This window comes from Pantoea sp. X-Soil-MYKO-1785, assembly GCF_059730675.1.
The window spans coordinates 2,729,335-2,750,102 of the sequence record NZ_AP036000.1 but is presented as its reverse complement, the minus strand read 5'-3'; the positions used below and the strand labels follow the sequence as shown (position 1 = coordinate 2,750,102).

Genomic DNA, 20,768 nt, shown 5'->3' with positions numbered 1-20,768 from the left:
AATGACGAATAAGATTGCAATTATTACAGGAATTACTGGGCAGGATGGCGCTTATCTTGCTGAATTACTCTTAGATAAAGGCTATACGGTTTATGGAACCTATCGCCGTACCAGTTCGGTCAACTTCTGGCGCATTGAAGAGTTGGGTATCAAATCAAACCCCTCTTTGCATCTCGTCGAATATGACCTGACTGACCTGTCATCAAGCATTCGTTTACTTCAGGAAAGCAAAGCGACCGAAGTTTACAACCTTGCGGCTCAGAGCTTTGTAGGTGTTTCTTTTGACCAGCCACTGACCACCGCTGAAATTACAGGTATTGGTCCGGTAAACCTGTTAGAAGCTATTCGCATTGTTAACCCTGAAATTCGCTTCTATCAGGCATCGACTTCAGAAATGTTTGGTAAAGTGCAGGCCATCCCACAGAAAGAAGACACGCCATTCTATCCGCGTAGCCCGTATGGCGTTGCCAAGTTGTATGCACACTGGATGACCATTAACTACCGTGAGAGCTACAACATCTTCGCATCAAGCGGCATTCTGTTTAACCACGAATCACCACTGCGTGGACAGGAGTTTGTAACCCGTAAGATCACCGATTCAGTAGCGAAAATTAAGCTCGGCAAGCTGGATGTGCTTGAGTTAGGTAACATGGACGCCAAGCGTGACTGGGGTTTTGCTAAGGAATATGTTGAAGGCATGTGGCGCATGCTGCAGGCTGATGAGCCAGATACTTTTGTCCTGGCAACCAACCGCACAGAAACAGTCCGCGACTTCGTGTCAATGGCGTTCAAAGCGGCTGGCATTGAACTGCGCTTTGAAGGCAAAGATGACCAGGAAGTTGCAATCGATGTAGCCACTAATAAAGTGGTTGTTAAGGTCAATCCTAAGTTCTATCGTCCTGCTGAAGTAGAATTGTTGATTGGCAACCCACAGCGTGCAAAAGACATTCTGGGCTGGGAACCTAAAACCACGCTCGAAGAGTTGTGCGCGATGATGGTAGAAGAAGATCTACGCCGCAATAAACAAGGGTTCTCCTTCTGATATGAATAATGGCAAAAAAGCATTGATCACTGGGATCAAGGGCTTTACCGGCCAGTATATGGCAGCGGAATTATCCGCTGCCGGATATGAAGTATTTGGTTTCGGTTCATCCCCTGCTCTGGGATCCTCAAATTATTATCAGGTCGATCTTACCAACCTGGTCCAGGTAATGCATGCTGTAGATGATATTCAACCCGACGTTGTCATTCATCTCGCTGCAATTGCTTTTGTCGGTCATGCCGATCCCAACGCTTTTTACAATGTTAATGTAGGCGGCACTCGTAATTTACTACAGGCTTTAATCGAATCTAAAAAATCCCTGGATGCTGTATTAATTGCCAGCAGCGCTAACGTTTATGGCAACAATACACCGGGAAGATTATCAGAGACTACTCTGGCAAGGCCAGCAAACGACTATGCCGTAAGCAAACTGTCGATGGAGTATATGGCAAGCCTGTTTTACGAAAAGCTACCTATTGTCATTACCCGACCATTCAACTATACCGGAGTAGGTCAGGCAGAAAATTTCCTGATTCCTAAAATTGTTAAACATTTTCGCGAACGAAAAGAAGTCATTGAACTGGGTAATATCGATGTCTGGCGCGACTTTTCTGATGTGCGAAATGTTGTTAAATGCTATTTGGCATTATTGCAAACGTCCTCATTTGGTAAGGTTGTCAATGTTGCTTCAGGAACGATGCACTCATTACGTGAGGTAATTGATCTTTGCCAGGAGTTAACGGGCCGCGATATTCGTATCGAAGTTAATCCTGCATTTGTGAGACCAAATGAAATAAAAGAACTCTGCGGTGATATCAGCCTGTTAAGCAGTTTGATTGGTGATGATACATTGAAAATTCCTTTTAGAGATACGCTCAAATGGATGCTGGAAGCAAAAAAATAAACGTTGTATTTTCTACGGATTGCATTAAATATCCTTTAACTGGGATAGGCCGTTACGCGTTTGAACTTGCTAAACAGCTTCAGAAGAAAGAAGAAATTGCCTTAACATTTCTTCATGGTACGAGTAAGCGTGATTCGCTGATAGTCGCCAGTGAATCAGCACAGTCGGTACAATCCTTAAAACGCAGATTGCAAAAAAGTAAAGCCGTTAGTGAAGTTTACCGTCTCACTTTTCCGGTAATGAAAACAATTGCGTTAAGAAAATTCAAAGATCACGTTTTTCACAGTCCTAATTATTATTTACCACCACGTGTTAAACATTGCGTGGCTACATTCCATGATCTTTCTGTTTTCCACTGGCCGCAATTTCATCCGGCTGGGCGCGTTCATTTAATGCAGAAAGAGCTAAGAAAAACCGTATCGCGCTCGGCGATGTTGATAACTGATTCTGATTATACTAAAACTGAGTTGATGGATTTTTTTGGATTGGAAGATAATAAAATTTGCGTGTCCCCATTAGCCTGCAATGATGAGTTTCATCCACGGAATGAAATTGAAGTCAAAAGCGTTCTTGAAAAATATAACCTTCACTGGCGTCGATATCTACTATATACCGGTACAATAGAACCAAGAAAAAACATACTGACATTATTGCAAGCTTATGATCGTTTAACCCCTCATGAAAAATCGAATTTTCCTCTCGTCGTCAGCGGTTATAAAGGATGGGAAAACGAGCAGCTATTCAGGCTTTTTGATAAGGGTGAAAGAGAGGGCTGGCTAAAATATTTAGGCTTTGTGCCGGGTAAAGAACTGCCTTGCTTATTCAGTGCTGCTACCAGTTTTGTTTTTCCTTCAATATATGAAGGATTCGGTTTACCCGTACTTGAAGCAATGGCCTCAGGTACCCCTGTGATTTGCTCTAATGCAACATCACTTCCCGAAGTTGCAGGTGATGCAGCATTAATGCATGATCCAAAAGATGTCGATGCCTTAACCACTTCTATCCAAATGATGATCGGTAATGCTTATGAAAAGCAACGCATGATAGATACGGGACTAGCTCGCGCCCGCCAATTTTCATGGTCATTTTGTGCGGATAAAACCATTGATGCTTACGAGCAGGTCGCGAAATTTATATGATTAAAGTTTTACACTGTTATAAAACCTACTATCCCGATACTTTTGGCGGCATTGAACAAGTTATATACCAGCTTGCGGAAGGTGGCATCAAGGAAAATATCCAATCAGTAGTGTTTACTCATAGCCCGAATTTTATAGAGAAAAAAAAGCAACTCGACAACCATCTTATTTATCGGGTCAAAACGCAGTGTGAATATGCATCGACACCGTTTTCTTTTGCAGCAATAAGTCAATTCAAAAAGCTGGCAAAGGAAGCAGATATCATCCATTATCATTTTCCTTATCCTTTTATGGATTTAATGCATTTTACAGCAAAAATAAAAAAACCTTCAGTAGTAAGCTATCATTCCGATATTGTTAAACAAAAATTATTATTGAAGCTTTATGCTCCGTTAATGAATCGCTTTCTTTCCAGTGTAGACAGAATAGTTGCCGCGTCTCCTAATTATGTTGAGAGTAGCCCGGTGCTGCAACAATTTAAAGATAAAGTTGAAGTGATCCCGTACGGTCTTGATAAAAAGTTTTATCAAAATAATGATCCTGCCGTTTTGCAAAAATGGCAGGCAAAATTTCCTGACGGCTTCTTTCTTTTTATTGGCACATTCCGTTATTACAAAGGCCTGCATATCCTGATAGAGGCGGCGAAGAATAGCCGTTATCCGATCGTAGTGGTAGGCGCAGGTCCGATTGAAGCAGAGTTAAAATCTCAGGCACAACAGTTAGGTGTAGATAATATCCATTTCCTGGGTGCGCTAGAAGACAGTGAAAAGTCTGCCTTACTTCAGCTGTCTACCTGTCTGGTATTTCCATCACATCTGCGCTCAGAAGCTTTTGGGATCTCGCTACTGGAAGGGGCTCTGTATTCTAAGCCGCTCATATCAAGCGAGATAGGTACAGGTACAACCTTTATCAATATCGATCGGATAACCGGTTTAGTCGTTCCCCCGTCAGATCCTGTTGCTCTGCGTAAAGCGATGGATGAAATATGGGACAATCCACCACTAGCCCGCAGTTATGGTGCAGCTGCTCTTGAACGTTTCGAGTCGCTATTTACCGCTGAAAAAATGATTAATAGCTACACAAAGCTTTATAAGTCTTTGTTATAATTGTGATTTTTTTTCAGATTATTTCATCTGACTATCGCACCATTCATTACCTTTTATCAGCTATCCTGAGTTAACATAGTGTTCACTTATAAAGTGGTGTTACTGGTAACACCATGCGAGACCACAGACAGGAGTATGTAATGTCCAAGCAACAGATCGGCGTTGTAGGTATGGCAGTGATGGGCCGCAACTTGGCTCTTAACATTGAGAGCCGCGGTTACACTGTTTCTATCTTTAACCGTTCACGCGAAAAGACGGATGAAGTCATCGCGGAGAACCAGGGCAAGAAGCTTGCTCCTTTTTACACCGTTGAAGAGTTTGTCGAATCGCTGGAAAAACCACGTCGTATCCTGCTGATGGTTCAGGCAGGGGAAGCGACCGACAAAACCATCGCCTCACTGACGCCACACCTCGATAAAGGCGACATTCTGATCGATGGCGGTAACACCTTCTATAAAGACACCATTCGTCGTAACAAAGAGCTGTCAGACCAGGGCTTCAACTTCATCGGTACCGGCGTATCCGGCGGTGAAGAGGGCGCGCTGAAAGGCCCATCTATTATGCCGGGCGGCCAGAAAGAAGCCTATGAGCTGGTTGCTCCAATTCTGGACAAGATTGCGGCACGTGCAGAAGATGGCGAAGCCTGCGTAGCTTACATCGGTCCGGACGGTGCGGGTCACTACGTGAAGATGGTGCACAACGGCATCGAATATGGCGATATGCAGCTGATCGCCGAAGCTTATGCGTTGCTGAAAGGTGCGCTGGGTCTGAACAACGAAGAGCTGGCAGAAACCTTCACCGAGTGGAACAACGGCGAGCTGAGCAGCTACCTGATCGACATCACCAAAGATATCTTCACTAAGAAAGATGAAGAGGGTAACTATCTGGTTGATGTGATTCTGGATGAAGCGGCCAACAAAGGTACCGGTAAATGGACCAGCCAGAGTTCACTGGATCTGGGCGAGCCACTTTCACTGATCACTGAATCAGTGTTTGCTCGCTACCTCTCTTCGCTGAAAACCCAGCGTGTTGCGGCTTCCAAAGTTCTGAGCGGCCCACAGGCTCAAGCCTTCACTGGTGATAAAGCGGAGTTTATCGAAAAAGTGCGTCGCGCACTCTACCTCGGTAAAATCGTCTCTTATGCGCAGGGCTTCTCACAATTGCGTGCGGCTTCAGAAGAGAACAACTGGGATCTGCACTACGGTGAAATCGCCAAGATCTTCCGTGCTGGCTGCATCATCCGTGCCCAGTTCCTGCAGAAAATTACCGATGCCTACGCTGAAGATGCAAGCATTGCTAACCTGCTGTTGGCACCGTACTTCAAAGATATCGCCGATCAGTATCAGCAGGCGCTGCGTGATGTTGTTTCTTACGCGATTCAGAACGGTATCCCAACGCCTACCTTCTCTGCGGCGATTGCTTACTACGACAGCTACCGTTCAGAAGTGCTGCCTGCCAACCTGATTCAGGCGCAGCGTGACTACTTTGGTGCGCATACCTACAAGCGCATTGATAAAGACGGTGTGTTCCATACAGAATGGCTTGATTAATCGATAATCATTATATCTGGGTAATATTTTAGCGTTGAATAAAGAAAAGCACATCAATGATGTGCTTTATTCTTTTCTCCATCAAAACCCTCATTTTAATTAATGCTTTGAATCTACTGTTTGGATGATAAAACGTAATAGTAAAGGTTATAGCCTTACTATTGCTTGCAAAGGACGAGAAATGATTTACTACGATATTACCGATATTATTAATCACTCAAAGTTTTCGACCAAGGTTAGCGGGATTCAACGTGTTGTACTTGAGGGACTGAAAGGACTTGATGGTGATTATACAATATTTTTCATGAGCCCTATTACTGGCCGTACTTATAAAGTCGACGGGCTGGAAAATATCGAGCTTAATGATTTGACGCCATTTATTAACCTTTGGATCTATTCTGATATCTACATTTCAAAATCCAGCGGTAATATAGATAAATACTTTGAGAAGATCCGGACGCTTGGTCGCAAGAAAAAAGTGGTTAGCGATACCTATTTTCTTTTATCGAAAGTTCCAGTTATTAAAAAGAGTAGTCATAAAGCCATCTTCAGATATTTAAAAAGTCGCCTTGCGCTTTACCCGGGGCTTTCCGTATCTGAAATTGAGAAATTTGAAGATAATGCTTCTGTCGCATTATTTGGTGGTGTGTGGAATTTTCAGAGCAAGTATCAGGAGTTGATAGAAAGGAAATGGTACGATCTTCGTAAAATTTTTATGGTTTACGATATGATCCCAATCGTATCACCTTATGTGCCTGATGAACTTAAGGCAATGTTCAAAAAGTATATTCCTTTTGTATTGGAACATGCAGATAAAATCATCGTCAATTCTCACAGTTGTAAAAACGATCTAACCAGATATTGCCTTGAGCGAGGCACGGACGTACCCGTCATCGAGGTCGTTCATCTATCGCATAAACTGCCTGAAGGCGCGGCAAAAATACCGGAAGAAAGTGATTATGAATTTCCATTGCGCGTAAGAAAATTAAAAAATGAACAGTACGCATTTTGCGTGGGCTCAATTGAGTCCAGGAAAAACCATGTTAATTTAATACTGACCTGGATTAAATTTTTTAACTCTCCAGAGTATGCAAATCAAAAATTGGTTATTGCTGGAAAATGGCTTTGGGATACTGAAGAATTCGCGCATCAGTTACATCATTCTGGAAACGTTTTTGGCAGCGTCATTGTTATGCAGGATGCTTCAGACGCCGAAATCGGCGAGATTTATCGTAATTGTCGCTTTACAGTTTATCCGTCACATTATGAAGGGTGGGGTCTGCCGCTAGGTGAGTCTTTAGCTTTAGGAAAACCTTGCTTACACTTTGATACGTCTTCTTTGAAAGAAGCAGGGTATGGTTTGACGGTTGCAGTAGATTATCCAGACTATAAAAAATTCAATCTAGAGTTCAATAGGTTAATGAGCGATGACGCCTATTACTATGAGCAAGTTAATCATATTGCAGCTAATAAGGACAAACTTCGCAGCTGGAAGGATTTCTCGACAGATATAAAGAAAATATTTATTCATGAAGAGGAAATTCAATGAGTGAAGCTGATAAAGCTATATGGTTTGGAAAGAATGCGCCAGAGAAATTTACTTGTTTAAGTACTCATTTTATTAACAATCCGGATACGCGTTTATCATCAGAGCATTACAGCAAATATTCAGAAGTTGTATTTACTGAAGCGCCAATATCAAATTATGGCAACTGGCCATTTATAATTGACGAGTTATTCAAATTATCTAAAGGAAAGACGACGTTCAAGATTCGTTTCCGTGTTTCCTCACCTGTTTTCTCAACACCTAAGTTTTATAAGCAAATTCATAACCTTTCAGCAGGTAGCGTAGAGTTTGTAAGCCTTGAGCGTGCTGAAAAAAATGACGGTTTCATCGTAACCTTCACCGCAACGCGGCGACGCTTTGATATTGGCAGAAACTGGTCATTCGGCATTTTATGGGACGGGAAAAATGAGGAATATCTTCGTAGCTACGTTGATAGTGTAGCGAATTTAGCTAACTCAGGCGCATTAACGGAGATAATTATCTGTGGTCCACGACCAACTTTTGAGATAGCGCTGGATCATACGATTGTAGAGGCTGACAACGATACAGAGAAATATGCCAATATTTCAAGAAAGAAAAATATCATCATAAGCCAGGCTAAATTTGAAAATATTTGCATTGCACACAACAGATATAAACTAGATGCAAATTTTATCAAGGCATTCGATCGCATTAATCATGACTTTGATATTTGCGTGGTTAAGCAGATATTGAATGACACGGGCGAGCGAGTTCCCGACTGGGTTTCGCAAGCCTCTGATCAGCGTCTTACTGCGAATTATTTGCTGAATTATGGCGAATATTCTCCTTATCTCTATGTTCCCGGAGGGCTTGTCATCGGCAAGAAGCATGTTTTGACTGCGTTCCCCTTTAATGATCTGGGAACATGGAATATGGCGGAGGATGTCGAGCTTTCTCAACGGTTGATGTCAGCTGATTACCTTCCCCGGCTGAACACAAAAACCATCGCCAGAGTTCTCCAGTTAAGAAAAGAAATTATCGCTGACTTTAAAAAACCAGACCTTAACAACTTTTATCATCATATTGATCTTTTCCAGGGACCACATGCTCGTGTTGATAGATACCGGGCTTTCTTAAAACGCAATGTAAAATTGCTCCTGTCAGATCCATTGTCACTTTATTCGACGATAAAAAATCGATTGAAAAATAGGGCAGGATAGGACGTTACGGACAGGATTAATGCAATATTTTGAATTAAGTTTCCTGATGTTTAGGCTGTAAGTGTTATTAATGAGGTTTTAAATGATGAATATCGTAATTCCCATGGCCGGGGCTGGAAGCCGCTTCGCTAAAGCAGGGTATGCTGATCCTAAGCCTCTTATAAAAGTTCATGGCGTCACCATGGTCAAACTGGTTATAAATAATTTAAAACCAACTCAGCCTCACAGGTTTATATTCATTATCCAACGCGCTCATGATGAAACGTATGGTTTAACTTCATTGCTTAAAGAATGGGAGCCGTCCTGTGAAGTCGTCTATGCAGATGGACTAACCGAGGGTGCAGCCTGTACCGTTCTATTAGCTAAAGATTTAATTGATAATGATGAACCGCTGATGATTGCAAATAGTGACCAGTATGTCGATTGTCAAATCGATGACTATCTTGCAACAATGCAAGACAATAACTACCAGGGCATTATCATGACTATGAAGGCAAACGATCCTAAGTGGTCATTTGTCGGCTTTGATGACGATGGTAATGTCAACCGGGTTGTTGAAAAAAAAGTCATTTCTGATGAGGCCACGGTTGGTATTTATAATTTTGCTAAAGGCTCAGATTTTGTACACGCAGCTGAAGAGATGCTGGAAAAGAACGACAGGGTTAATAACGAGTTTTATGTCGCACCTGCCTATAACTATCTTATCGCATCAGGTGCGAAAATCGGCATTTACAACATAGGATCTGAAGCTAATGGAATGTATGGCTTAGGTATTCCTGCTGATTTAGAGATTTTCTTAAACCTTGAGCTCTCTAAACACGCTACGCAAGGAATGCAAAATGGAAATAATTAGTCATCGTGGTTATTGGCATACAGTAGAAGAAAAAAACAGTGCTGTTGCTTTTAAAAGATCGTTTGACCTCGGCTTCGGAACAGAAACTGATGTTAGAGATTACAATGGCAAATTAGTGATATCTCATGATATTCCTTCTGGTCATGAAATGACCCTGCATGATTTGCTCTCCTTAGCTGAAGGTAAAGATTTCTCGCTTGCGCTTAATATCAAATCAGATGGGTTAGTCAAACTTCTTGCCGAGCAACTTGCTAAATTTAATATAAAAAAAGCTTTTGTTTTCGATATGTCTGTTCCGGATCAGATAACATTCTCTCGAGATGGTCGTGTTCATTTTTTCTCTCGTGCGAGCGAATATGAACCCGTCATTTCGCTTTATGAATCGTGCCATGGCGTCTGGTTGGACGCTTTTGAGTCAACCTGGTACGATGCCGAATATATCAAAAATATCCTTCAGGCAGGCAAAAAAGTCTGTATCGTTTCTTCAGAACTTCACAAGCGTGGGGATTACCATTCTCTTTGGGCTATGCTTAAAAACTCTGATTTAACAACATCTGAAAATCTTATTTTGTGCACCGATCTTCCTGAAGAAGCGCAAAGATATTTCGAGGATAAAAAATGATAAAGGCCGTCATTTTCGATATGGATGGAGTTTTGATTGAAGCAAAAGACTGGCACTATGAAGCTTTAAATAAATCACTAAATTTATTTGGATATAACATCAGCCGCTTTGATCATCTAACAAAGTTTGATGGTCTGCCTACAAAAGATAAACTTAATATCTTATCGACTGAGTACAATTTACCTTATGAACTGCATTCATTTATCAATGAAATGAAGCAAAGCTATACAATGGAAATTGTACATACGAAATGTAAGCCACTTTTTATTCATGAATTTGCTTTATCCAGATTAAAGATGGAAGGTTACAAGTTGGCAGTTGCTTCAAACTCTGTCAAAAATACTGTTACGACTATGATGGAAAAAGCTGCTCTGACTCCCTACCTTGATCTGATGATTTCAAATGAGGACGTAAAAAAAGGTAAGCCCGATCCAGAAATGTATATAAAAACTATCGGACTGTTAGGGTTAAAACCGGAAGAGTGTGTAGTTGTCGAAGATAATGAAAATGGTATTCGTGCTGCTAAGGCTGCAGGTACGCATGTACTGGCGGTTAGTGAAGTTCATGATGTCATTTATCGCAACATCAAGACTTTCATTCAATCTGTAGAGGAAACTAAAGCATGAATATTTTAGTACTTGCTGCAGGTGAAAATTACATTGATAGCGACGATAAAAATTATCCTTTCTGTCTCTCTGAGTTTTTAGGCAAGCCTTTAATTCAACTTATTTCTGAGCAAATAGCTTTTAATAAAGGGCATTCCGTCTTTCTTTTTCAGGATAAACATATAAAAAAATATCGTCTTGATAATATTGTTCGTCTGCTCTCGAATGGCAACTTTAGTTCTATTTCTGTACCTGAAAACACTGCTGGTGCTGCCTGTACCGCTTTGCTCGGTGTGGTTAGTCTGAATCAGGATGAGCCGCTACTGATAGTTAGTGCAAATCAGTATGTCGATATAGACTACGCGGTATTTACTTCACATATGCAGAACTCAGGGCATGATGCTGGCACAATCATTTTTGATTCTGTACATCCCCGATACTCCTATGTAGTTTTAGAAAATGAACTCGTTGTAGAAGCTTCTGAAAAAAATCCTATTAGCCGTAATGCGACTGCTGGGGTTTACTGGTTCAAGAAAACCTCTTTTTTCACCGAGGCGGTGAAACAAATGATCAGGAAGGATGCGCGTATTGATGATATGTTCTATATTTGTCCTTCATTTAATGAACTTATATTGTCCGGTATGAAAATTTCTGTCCAAAAAATTGACATCTCTCAGTATCACCCACTGAAATCTGCTTCACAATTTGAAACCCGGAAAGGCAATAATGAAAAGCTATAAACTATCTAATATGAAAAGGGGCTGGATTGTCGGCGGATTTGACCCGACTGCCTTTAGTACACAAGATTGTGAAGTTGCCGTTAAGCATTATAAAGTAGGGGACCGAGAGGGTGCGCATTTTCATAAAATTGCTACTGAAATAACTTGTATTGTTTCTGGTGAAGTCATTATGTGTGAAAAACGCTGGACTGCTGGCGACATTATTGTGTTATCACCTGGCGATATTACTTCGTTTGAAGCCCTGACTGATGCCGTTACAACCGTCGTCAAACTACCGGGCGCATTGAACGATAAGTATAATGTTAAATGAAAAGGCTGATGATGGATCATTATTATCATACTAGTCTGAATTTAACTCTTTTGGATGGCCACAAGCTGGAGTTGGGCTTGACTGTGCGCTCTTTGGCTCTAGAATGTCTGAATTTCAATGATGGAATAAAATAATGCAAGGTAGTTCAGCTAAAGTTGCCTTAAAAGATATTTTCGGGGCAATAAATCGTTATTCATTAGTTGGTATGTTGGGCTGGCAGGACGTTAAGCAACGCTACCGTCGCTCAGCTCTAGGCCCATTCTGGTTAACAATCAGCATGGGTGTAATGATAGGTACAATTGGTATAGTATTTGGTTCAATCTTTCAAACTACAATGGAAGAGTTTTTACCTTTCCTTGCTTCTGGGTTGATTCTATGGTCTTTTTTCACCACGGTTACCAATGAAGGTTGTGCAGGTTTCATAAATGCAGAACGTATCATTAAGCAACTTCCAATCCCGCTTTTTGTCCACATAATGAGAATAATCTGGCGAAATATTATTATATTGATACATAACATGGTCATTTTGCCTCTTGTGTTTTTAGCTGTTGGAAAGCCACTCTCGCTTATCATTTTACTTGCAATACCAGGCTTCGTACTCGTAACAATCAATCTTTCATGGATTGCGCTGTTATTGGGGGTGCTTTGTGCACGCTATAGAGATCTACCTCAAATTATTACAAGCTTAATAAATGTGATTTTTTACTTTACACCCATTATGTGGATGCCTCATTTAGTACCTCAGCGAGCAGGTGAATTTATCTTAGGGTTGAATCCTGTTTATCATTTAATGCAAATTGTCCGAGCTCCTATATTGGGCCAGATTCCAGCGACCTCAAGCTGGATTACTTGCATAGTAATCGCAGTATGTGGTTGGGGTGTAACTATTTTGGTTTATGGGCGCTATAAGCGTCGTATTGCTTACTGGTTATAAGAAGATTTATTATGGCGTTAGTCGAATTTAAAGATGTATGTGTTGATTTTCCTATTTATAATGCTAATGGTCGGTCACTCAAAAAAAGATTGATGCAAGTAGCCACAGGGGGACAGTTAGGTTCTGATCCGCAGGGACGTGTGGTTGTTCGAGCAATAGATCATCTTTCTTTTACATTGAAAGACGGCGATCGTGTGGGGTTACTTGGACATAATGGTGCAGGCAAAAGTACGTTATTGCGCCTATTAAGCGGGGCATATGAGCCTTCATCCGGTACTGCTGTTAGCATTGGAGAAGTGGGTTCGCTAATTGATATCTCACTTGGTATAGATGTGGAAGCCACCGGTAGAGATAACATTTTTTTACGAGGAGGGCTGTTAGGCCGCACTCGACAAGAAATTAGTGAAAAGCTTGATGAAATTATTGAGTTTTCTGAGTTAGGTGATTTTGTTGATATGCCTGTTCGTACTTACTCTTCAGGTATGCATTTAAGATTAGCCTTTGCTGTTTCGACAATAGTCCGTCCTGAAATTTTATTAATGGATGAATGGTTATCTGTTGGCGATGAGGCTTTCAAAAAGAAAGCAGAGACTCGACTATCGGAGATGGTACAGGCAACAAATATCTTAGTTATTGCTTCACATTCTAAAACCATGCTTCTTAAATCGTGTAATAGAGCTATATGGCTTGAGCATGGCAGAATAAAGATGGATGGTGATGTTAAAGAAATTTGTGAAAAATACTTCGGGAAAGAATAATTATAATTATTTCGGGATTTTATATGTAGTCATGAGAGCTTTCCCATAAGTTATTAGTGTGGGGAAGCTTTGCTCATGCTTATACTATCTTAGTAGGTATTTGGCTTGGCTGGTTTTTTGAAAAATTTTTCTTCTATGGTATTACCAAATTGACGTAAGGATATACTGCATATATTTGGTTTTTTTGCATGTTTTGTGATTAATTCAAAAAACATGAAAAGTGAAACTATTTATAAGGCGGTCATGACATTTTTATACTTTAAAAGATGTTTCTTTTATTTAAAAAAATTAAAAGCTTTATGTTACACACTGGTTGTTGCACTGATTATCTAATGTCTATTTTTTACCCAGAAAATTCAATCAATGCTGCCTAAGCGGTGGCTCCGGATTAGCATAGGCCGTAACAATCACCTAGAAAAACTATAACACATTGTTTTTAATATTTTTTTTGTGGCTGATGCGCTAAGGCTTCAATAGGGCAGTAATGAACAAACGCTTCATTAATTTGCAACTAAATGTTAAGATTTGTTTTTTATAATTGGAAAAATACTTGGGATGACATGAAAAAGATTGTACATATAAAAGTTTCTGATCAAGGCTGGATCCTCGAAAAACTAGCCCGGGAAATTACTACCCGATTACCCTATGTTAGTTACAATCTGACTGCCGACGCTTCTGCTGACATACAGTATTACATGACTTATGGTTGTCGCAATGAAAGAATATCCCCTGTTGAGATAGCTCTGTTCACTCATAAAGAAGAAGTTCAGTCAGCCGCAGAGAAATTTGATTCTGTGGCGGCAGATGTCGATTTTTGCGTTGCACAATCTTTGAAAACGGAAGAAATACTTACCGAAATTGGCATTAAAAATGTCATAACTATTTCTCCAGGAGTGGATCTTGAACGCTATTCTGCAGATGTACGGATAGGAGTAGTAGGCAGAACTTATCATACTGGAAGGAAAGGCGAAAATCTAGTTGCGCAGGTTATGGATATCCCTGGTATTCAATGGCACTTTACTGGAGAGGGCTGGCCTGGTCCAGCTCAACATATACCAGAAGAATCTCTTCCAGAATTTTATCGCTCCCTAGATTATATTCTCGTCCCAGCTTTAATTGAAGGCGGACCGATGTGTGTGCTTGAGGCATTGGCAAGTGGCTGTCAAGTTATAGCTTCACCAGTGGGGTGGGTCCCGCAGTTTCCACATATTGAATTTAATCTTGGTGATGTTAATGATTTAAGACGAGTACTTTTGGAGGTTGTGGAGAAGAAACAAGCTTTACGGAGGAGTGTTGAAAATTACACATGGCAGTCCTGGGCTGACCAACATCATATACTGTTCTGTCAATTACTTGGCTATGACCCACTCGTAAAATTTAACTTTATTAAAGTAGATTCTCAAGATGAACAAATGCCAAGTAGAATTAATGCCCTTGTAGCTGTTCATGGCCAGGAGATGACCAAGTCTCTTGGTGGGCCTTCAGTCCGCGCTCCTAAAACAGTTTCTGCGCTTAAAAAATTAGGCGTTAACGCTCAGTTTGCCTCTGATCGCAATTTTTGTGCACATAATTATGATGTTATACATGCTCTCAATGTTTGGCATCCTACTCAATGTGAAATTTTACTACAACAAATTGAAAAAAATGATCGACCTTCAGTGCTTTCACCAATATTTTTGGATCTCTCTGAGTTGGATTTCTTTAATAACCGTGTGAAACTAATTTTATCAATGTATGATTATATCGATGATGTAAAAGAAGCACTTTCAACTTTAAGAAGTGAAATCCTAGCACATCGAAATAAGCCGATGATTGAACGCGAGCCTATGCCCGGCTATTTTTCAAAAGTCCGTCGTTTAACATCTTTTGCGAGCCATTTAATTTTATTGAGTGAATTAGAAAGAGATTTACTTAAGCAGATTGGTGTCGCACATTCCTCAACCTCGATTGTAAAAAATCCTGTAGACACTACGGTTTTTAATTCCGCTAATCCTCAATTGTTCCGTGATAAAATCGGTCTCGAACAATATGTTTTGTGCGTAGGACGAATTGAGCCGAGAAAAAACCAAGCCCTTCTGGCTCTCTCACTTAAAGATACTCAACTCCCATTAGTTTTCATTGGCCATGAAGCGGATAGTGAATATGCTGATCTAATTAGAAAGTGGGGGGGAGATAATGTTTATTTTGCAGGCCGTGTTGACTCAAATAGTGCAATGCTTGCCTCAGCATTTGCTGGAGCAAAAGTTTTTTGCCTTGCTTCTTGGAGTGAAGGTGCACCGTTAGTTGCACTTGAAGCCGCTGCTGCTGGCTGTAATATGGTTTTAAGCAATAGGTCTTCAGAAGAAGAGTATTTTGGTAATCTTGCTCGATATGTGGATCCTGCTGATATTGATGATATACGTAATAAAGTTATTTCTGCATGGAATGATTCAGAAACAGAAAAGGATGAGCGCGCTCAAATCCTAAGAAAAAAAATGCAAACGGAACATAGTTGGGAAAACTATGCCATGCAGACTTATCATGCTTACAAGATGGCTATTAAGAGTCGCGAGCAATTGAAAAGCCAGGAATTGGAGTTTACAAAACATAAAAAAAACATATATGTTGATTTAACAACTGTAGCTCACCATAAAGGGCCCCCAACTGGGATTACCCGCGTTGAGCTTTGCATGGCCGAGGCATTGCATAAGCAATATGGTGATGAAATCCATTATATCGTTTGGAATTCACATCACCGTAAATTTCTCTGCATTGACTACTCAATGGTAGAGGATAATAGTATTAAGTTTCTTTCAGAATTTGAAAGATCTGAATTCAAAAGTGGTAAGTCAGAACTTGAATGTAACTTCAGGAAAAATGATGTTTTATTAGTTTTTGGCAGTGCATGGATTAGAAATCTAAATTATATTAAGAGCCTTAAAACCCTTAAGCTTGTTTTTGGAGTTTCAATAGTTACTGCTATTTATGATGTAATAGAATATAAATTAAAGTTCATGTTTCCTGAGGATCGCCGTAACCAATTCTCTAGGAACTGCCGAGAAATAATTAATATCTCTGATAAGTTGATAACATGTTCAATGCAAACTCAGAAAGATGTTGTTGAGTTTTGCCTGGAAAATAATATCTCTCTACGGCCTATATCTATATTCCGGCTAGGTGATGAGGAAATTAACAATATCTCACTTGCAAAAGATGAATTGATTAGTGAGAATTCTGATAATGTTGTTTTGCCCTCTGAAAAATTTGTTTTATATGTTAGTACTATTAATATAAGAAAGAATCATTCGCAATTACTTATGTTGTGGCGCAGTCTTATTAAGGAGTACGGCAATGCAGTTCCTAAGCTTGTTTTAGTTGGTAGTGTTGGCTGGGGGGGTGAAGAAGCTATTCATATTATTGAAAATAATCATGACCTGCAGGAGAAAGTGTTATTATTGCATGATGTCGATGACATGACACTAGCATGGCTATATAAGCAATGCATGTTCACTGTTTATCCTTCCCGTTATGAGGGATGGGGTCTTCCTGTTGCAGAAAGCTGTTGTTACGGTAAATTCTGTCTGGCTTCTGATGCTGGCTCTCTACCGGAAGTGGCACCTGGGTGCGCCGAATATATTGATCCCATGGATAGCATTGCTTGGTACAATGCAATTTCAAAATATTGTTTTGATGAAAAACAGTTAGCTGAAAAAACTGAACAAGCCAAAAAATATGTACCAACAACATGGATTGAAACTGTTAACCAGGTTATAGATTCTATTGAGAATGTAAAATCTACTGAGCGTATCGCTTCTCTGGCATTTGGTAACACGATTAGCTTTTCTGCCGCTCCTCAACCGGGTACTCTTCGTAGTGATGCTTATACTTTATCTGGATGGTCCAATAATGAGTCAATGGGAACGTGGACCTGTGGACATGAGTCTGTGTTTGGGTTTCAATTAGATGAAGAGGCCCCTGATGATTTGGCGATTAATCTTTCGGCTTTCGGTTATTCACCCGATGGAGAAGCGGTTAAAGTTTCTATATTTATCAATTCTGTAAGAGTGGCTCAATGGTCAATTGGCGGAAAGGTTGTGGAATTATCATTTCCAATTCCTCGAAATGCTATCGATTCATCCAAAAACGTTATTATCCGTATGAAAATTGATAACGCTAAATCTCCTTATCATTTTGGATCGGGGGATATGCGCATCCTTGGGCTTTATGTGCAACGCGTAACTCTGGTTGCTCTTGATTCCAGCATGATATCTTCCGTCCCAACTTTGAACCAAAATGATAGTACTCGTTCAGTCAAAATCGATTTACCCGAGCCTACTCTTACCCGAAAAATTAAGAACAGACTGAGGTATATTGCAAGTCTAGTTAATAGAGTTTAATTACTCATCAGCTTTAAATTTCTTTAATAGACTTAGAATAAGTCATTTCAGGACCGGGTTTTGACCCGGTCTTTTCCATTATGTCTCTGTAATTATTTTATCCTACCAGCAGATCCCCGCTCCGAATCTCACTCTCGCCCGCCAGTCTCACCACCAGCATGCCTGCCGTTGCAAACCGTACCCAGTGCCTCGCATACAGAATGCCGCCGTGCTCAGCCATTAATGGCGTGATCTGATCGGTGACCGGATCAACAATTTCTGCCACCACTTCGCCAGCGCGAATCCGCGCGCCCAGTGGCTTGCGATGCAAAATTAAACCTGAAACCGGCGAATGAATGTATTCACAGGCCGCCAATGGCGTCGGTGGATTCTTCAGGGCAGGTGAGGGCATAGCGCAACCTTCACTGTAGCGCTCTTTAATCATGCTTTGCTCATCGGCTGCTTCGACCACCTCAGGCGCGCTCAGGCCGGTACCGTTTTCACCAATTGCCACCACATCTTCGCCGCCGGTGGTCACCGATACCAGTTCATCGCCGCCAATCACCGGAGCCGCCACTTCCACCGACACCGCCGGTTCGCTGTAGCCGATATAGCCGCCTTCCTGTAACGCCGAAATAATCGCATCAGCATCTTTCTCAGCCTGCTCCGGTGAGACGTCACGGACACCCCGCAGTTCGAGCGTGACCGGCAGTAAGCCGCGTGGCATCGGGAAATCTTTGCCATAACGTTCGGCCAGCGTCAGCCACGGCTCACAGCAGGCTTCATCAAACGGTTCGCCGCCTGAAATCTGCGCCAGCAGTTGTACTTCACTGCCTAACCAGCGCGCCAGCGGCTCGATATCCGGCCAGGCGTGCGGCGTGGTGTAAAGGTGCGGCACCGCTTCCCAGTCACAGTGCAGATCAATCATCAGATCCGCCTGGCTGGCCATGCGCATCAGGGTAAAACGCTGCGCATCCAGCTCGGTTTTTGGCACCGTATCGCGGTAGTGACGATCGATCGCCTCACGGATCAGCGTTTTATTCTGCGCTTCGCTCTGGGTCAGACTGTCGGCCAGCCCGGTTGCCAGCGTCTCGCCCAGCGAGGGGAAGCGGCGATTAAAATCCTGTCCCGATAAGGTATGAAAACGACCAAGATGAGTGCCGTGCCAGTGCTGGCCCAGCGCCAGCGGATTGGCGACCGGCACCAGCGTGAAAGCGGCTCTCAGCTGGCCGGCTGACTCCAGCGCCTGCAGCCGCTGTTTTAAAAACCACGCCACCGCCATGCCCGGCAACTCGTCGCCATGCAGCGCAGCCTGGATATAAACCTGACGCGAGTGGTTTTCAGCAAAATGGAAACTGATGATTTCACGTTGGGTGCCTAAAGAGGCGCTTAACAGAGGATGATGTTGTTGATGCATACCGTGTTAATGTCCTGTAGTCGGCGAAGGACGACAGCGCGCCGTCCCGAAAAGGTTAGAGTATAGTGCCGGATCGCAGTCAGTGACGGAAAAGCCGGCTCGCGCCGTTACGGCTGAATAGAGATATCGGTGGCGAAATAGCGCTGCTGGATCTGGTCGAAGGTGCCATTCTTTTTGATTTCAGCAAAGGCATTATCCAGCGCGGTTTTCAGTTCCGCGTCGTCTTTACGCAGGCCAATAGCGGTGCCGGGACCGATAATCGGATCCTGAACAATCGGGCCTGCCAGCTCGAAATCTTTCCCCTGCGGATGTTTGAGGAAGCCAATTGCCGCCTGCGCCGCATCGGTAAACACCGCATCCAGACGACCGGCAACTAAATCACTCTCGACCTGTGCCTGATCGCCATACGGCACCACGTTGACGCCATGCGGTTGCCATTTCGCCAGCGCATAGCGCTCCTGTACCGTTCCCTGCTCAACGCCCACCGTTTTGCCTTTCAGGGATTCAGCCGTCGGCAGCACACCAGCGCCTTTACGGGCAATCAGTTGGGTGTGGGTGTCGTACAGCGGCACGGTGAAATCGATCTGCTTCAGGCGCTCTTCCGTGATGCCCATATCTGACAGGATGGCATCGAACTTACGCGCCTTCAGCGCCGGGATCATGCCGTCAAACTGGCTCTCAACCCAGACACATTTCGCCTGCATCTGAGCACAAAGCGCATTGCCCAGATCGATATCGAAACCGACCAGTTTGCCCTGCGGGGTTTTGGATTCAAACGGAGGATAGGTGGGATCAACGGCGAAGCGTACCTGGTCGATTTTTGCCTGTGCGCTAAAGGCGGAGCCAGTCATAACAGCCATGATTAACGTCTGACGCAGACGGGTAGAAAAGCGGTTCATTGCCATAGTAAGGTCTTCTTTTGTCGTGATGAGGGTTAACGCAGAGTAACGTTGACCCGGATTGATGGCAATTACTGGATTATTTTCACGACGTTAGCACGGCACAGCGCCCGATAATCTTCGGTGTTAAGGATCACCGAGCGATCCAGCCGACCGGCGTTAAAAGCGATCTCCGGATAGCGTTCAAACAGCAGTGGATCAACCATCAGGCTTAAATCGGGATGAAAGCTAAACGGCGGGATAGCGCCAAACGCACAGCCGGTCAGGGCATCAGTTTCTGCCGGACTGGCCAGCGAGGCGCGGCGTCCACCGACTGCGGCGGCCACTTTACTCAGGTCAGCCTGCCGATCGGCGGGCAGCACCGCCAGTACATGTTGCTTAACACCATTGCCTTTGACGTGGCAGACCAGCGCTTTGGCACCCTGACCAACTTCGGTGCCGCGGATCGCCGCCACCGCCTCACACTTACCGGTGGCCTGATGTTCCATCAGCCGATAGCGCGCCTGGTGCTGGTCGAGCAGGGCGATCAGTTTTTCATGGGTGGTCATTGTGCTCTCCGGACGCAGTGAGTTGCTGGATCAGGGTTTGCAGCAGATGCGGCTTACGCGGTAATAGTTCTGCCCTGAGACCGAACGGTTTAAAGGCACGATTCAGCATAGTTAAGGTGGTGTTGTCCTTATCCTGCTCAATATCGGGCAGCGTCCGTCGGCTAATTCCTGCCAGCAGCGCGTAGCGTTGTTGAGAAAACCCCAACGCTTTTTTACGAAGCAGCTTCAATAGCTCGCC

General features: G+C 42.8%; 19 protein-coding genes. 15 read left to right on the top strand and 4 right to left on the bottom strand.

What is annotated here, in order from left to right:
- Position 1 precedes the first annotated feature (1 nt).
- The 15 genes from gmd (at position 2) to AC6I8D_RS13155 (ending at position 17,687) form a co-directional block, all read left to right on the top strand.
- Positions 2-1,042: a GDP-mannose 4,6-dehydratase gene (gene gmd / locus AC6I8D_RS13225; protein ID WP_312055492.1), complete on the top strand. Its 1,041-nt coding sequence runs from the start codon at positions 2-4 to the stop codon at positions 1,040-1,042.
- 1 nt (position 1,043) lies between these two features.
- A complete protein-coding gene (locus AC6I8D_RS13220; RefSeq protein ID WP_497820330.1) occupies positions 1,044-1,946 on the top strand; it encodes a GDP-mannose 4,6-dehydratase in 903 nt (300 codons plus the stop codon).
- A complete protein-coding gene (locus AC6I8D_RS13215; protein WP_497820329.1) occupies positions 1,922-3,085 on the top strand; it encodes a glycosyltransferase family 4 protein in 1,164 nt (387 codons plus the stop codon). Before AC6I8D_RS13220 ends, AC6I8D_RS13215 begins: the two co-directional genes overlap by 25 nt.
- Entirely contained in the window at positions 3,082-4,191 is a 1,110-nt protein-coding gene (locus AC6I8D_RS13210; RefSeq protein ID WP_497820328.1) for a glycosyltransferase family 4 protein, read from the top strand. Before AC6I8D_RS13215 ends, AC6I8D_RS13210 begins: the two co-directional genes overlap by 4 nt.
- A 140-nt stretch (positions 4,192-4,331) precedes the next feature.
- Positions 4,332-5,741, top strand: coding sequence for an NADP-dependent phosphogluconate dehydrogenase (gnd, locus tag AC6I8D_RS13205; RefSeq protein ID WP_046288219.1), 1,410 nt, complete (start codon positions 4,332-4,334; stop codon positions 5,739-5,741).
- Positions 5,742-5,922: 181 nt separating this feature from the next.
- Positions 5,923-7,290 carry a glycosyltransferase gene (locus AC6I8D_RS13200; protein ID WP_312055496.1) on the top strand — a complete coding sequence of 456 codons (1,368 nt, stop codon included), beginning with the start codon at positions 5,923-5,925 and terminating at the stop codon, positions 7,288-7,290.
- Positions 7,287-8,489 carry a hypothetical protein gene (locus AC6I8D_RS13195; protein ID WP_497820327.1) on the top strand — a complete coding sequence of 401 codons (1,203 nt, stop codon included), beginning with the start codon at positions 7,287-7,289 and terminating at the stop codon, positions 8,487-8,489. The genes AC6I8D_RS13200 and AC6I8D_RS13195 overlap by 4 nt, the downstream gene beginning before the upstream one ends.
- 82 nt (positions 8,490-8,571) lie before the next feature.
- Positions 8,572-9,342, top strand: coding sequence for a glycosyltransferase family 2 protein (locus tag AC6I8D_RS13190; protein ID WP_312055498.1), 771 nt, complete (start codon positions 8,572-8,574; stop codon positions 9,340-9,342).
- Positions 9,329-9,964, top strand: a complete 636-nt coding sequence (locus AC6I8D_RS13185; RefSeq protein ID WP_312055499.1) for a PI-PLC domain-containing protein — start codon at positions 9,329-9,331, stop codon at positions 9,962-9,964. Before AC6I8D_RS13190 ends, AC6I8D_RS13185 begins: the two co-directional genes overlap by 14 nt.
- Positions 9,961-10,590 (top strand): HAD family hydrolase, encoded by a 630-nt coding sequence (locus tag AC6I8D_RS13180; RefSeq protein WP_312055500.1) that lies wholly within the window; start codon positions 9,961-9,963, stop codon positions 10,588-10,590. The genes AC6I8D_RS13185 and AC6I8D_RS13180 overlap by 4 nt, the downstream gene beginning before the upstream one ends.
- Complete coding sequence (locus AC6I8D_RS13175) at positions 10,587-11,309, top strand: glycosyltransferase family 2 protein (protein ID WP_312055501.1); 723 nt, start codon at positions 10,587-10,589, stop codon at positions 11,307-11,309. The genes AC6I8D_RS13180 and AC6I8D_RS13175 overlap by 4 nt, the downstream gene beginning before the upstream one ends.
- Positions 11,296-11,619 (top strand): hypothetical protein, encoded by a 324-nt coding sequence (locus AC6I8D_RS13170; protein ID WP_497820326.1) that lies wholly within the window; start codon positions 11,296-11,298, stop codon positions 11,617-11,619. Before AC6I8D_RS13175 ends, AC6I8D_RS13170 begins: the two co-directional genes overlap by 14 nt.
- A 133-nt stretch (positions 11,620-11,752) precedes the next feature.
- A complete protein-coding gene (locus AC6I8D_RS13165; protein WP_312055503.1) occupies positions 11,753-12,553 on the top strand; it encodes an ABC transporter permease in 801 nt (266 codons plus the stop codon).
- Positions 12,554-12,564: 11 nt separating this feature from the next.
- Positions 12,565-13,311: an ABC transporter ATP-binding protein gene (locus AC6I8D_RS13160; protein ID WP_312055504.1), complete on the top strand. Its 747-nt coding sequence runs from the start codon at positions 12,565-12,567 to the stop codon at positions 13,309-13,311.
- A 560-nt stretch (positions 13,312-13,871) separates the two neighbouring features.
- Entirely contained in the window at positions 13,872-17,687 is a 3,816-nt protein-coding gene (locus AC6I8D_RS13155) for a glycosyltransferase (protein WP_312055505.1), read from the top strand.
- A gap of 97 nt (positions 17,688-17,784) precedes the next feature.
- Here AC6I8D_RS13155 and AC6I8D_RS13150 read toward each other — a convergent pair whose 3' ends face one another.
- From AC6I8D_RS13150 to AC6I8D_RS13135, 4 genes are all read right to left on the bottom strand, one after another.
- Entirely contained in the window at positions 17,785-19,083 is a 1,299-nt protein-coding gene (locus AC6I8D_RS13150) for a succinylglutamate desuccinylase/aspartoacylase family protein (protein ID WP_497820325.1), read from the bottom strand.
- Between the two features lie 107 nt (positions 19,084-19,190).
- Positions 19,191-19,982, bottom strand: a complete 792-nt coding sequence (locus tag AC6I8D_RS13145) for an ABC transporter substrate-binding protein (RefSeq protein ID WP_497820682.1) — start codon at positions 19,980-19,982, stop codon at positions 19,191-19,193.
- Positions 19,983-20,053: 71 nt separating this feature from the next.
- Positions 20,054-20,530 (bottom strand): YbaK/prolyl-tRNA synthetase associated domain-containing protein, encoded by a 477-nt coding sequence (locus tag AC6I8D_RS13140; protein ID WP_312056046.1) that lies wholly within the window; start codon positions 20,528-20,530, stop codon positions 20,054-20,056.
- Entirely contained in the window at positions 20,517-20,759 is a 243-nt protein-coding gene (locus tag AC6I8D_RS13135; protein ID WP_497820324.1) for a helix-turn-helix domain-containing protein, read from the bottom strand. The genes AC6I8D_RS13140 and AC6I8D_RS13135 overlap by 14 nt, the downstream gene beginning before the upstream one ends.
- Positions 20,760-20,768: the final 9 nt, after the last annotated feature.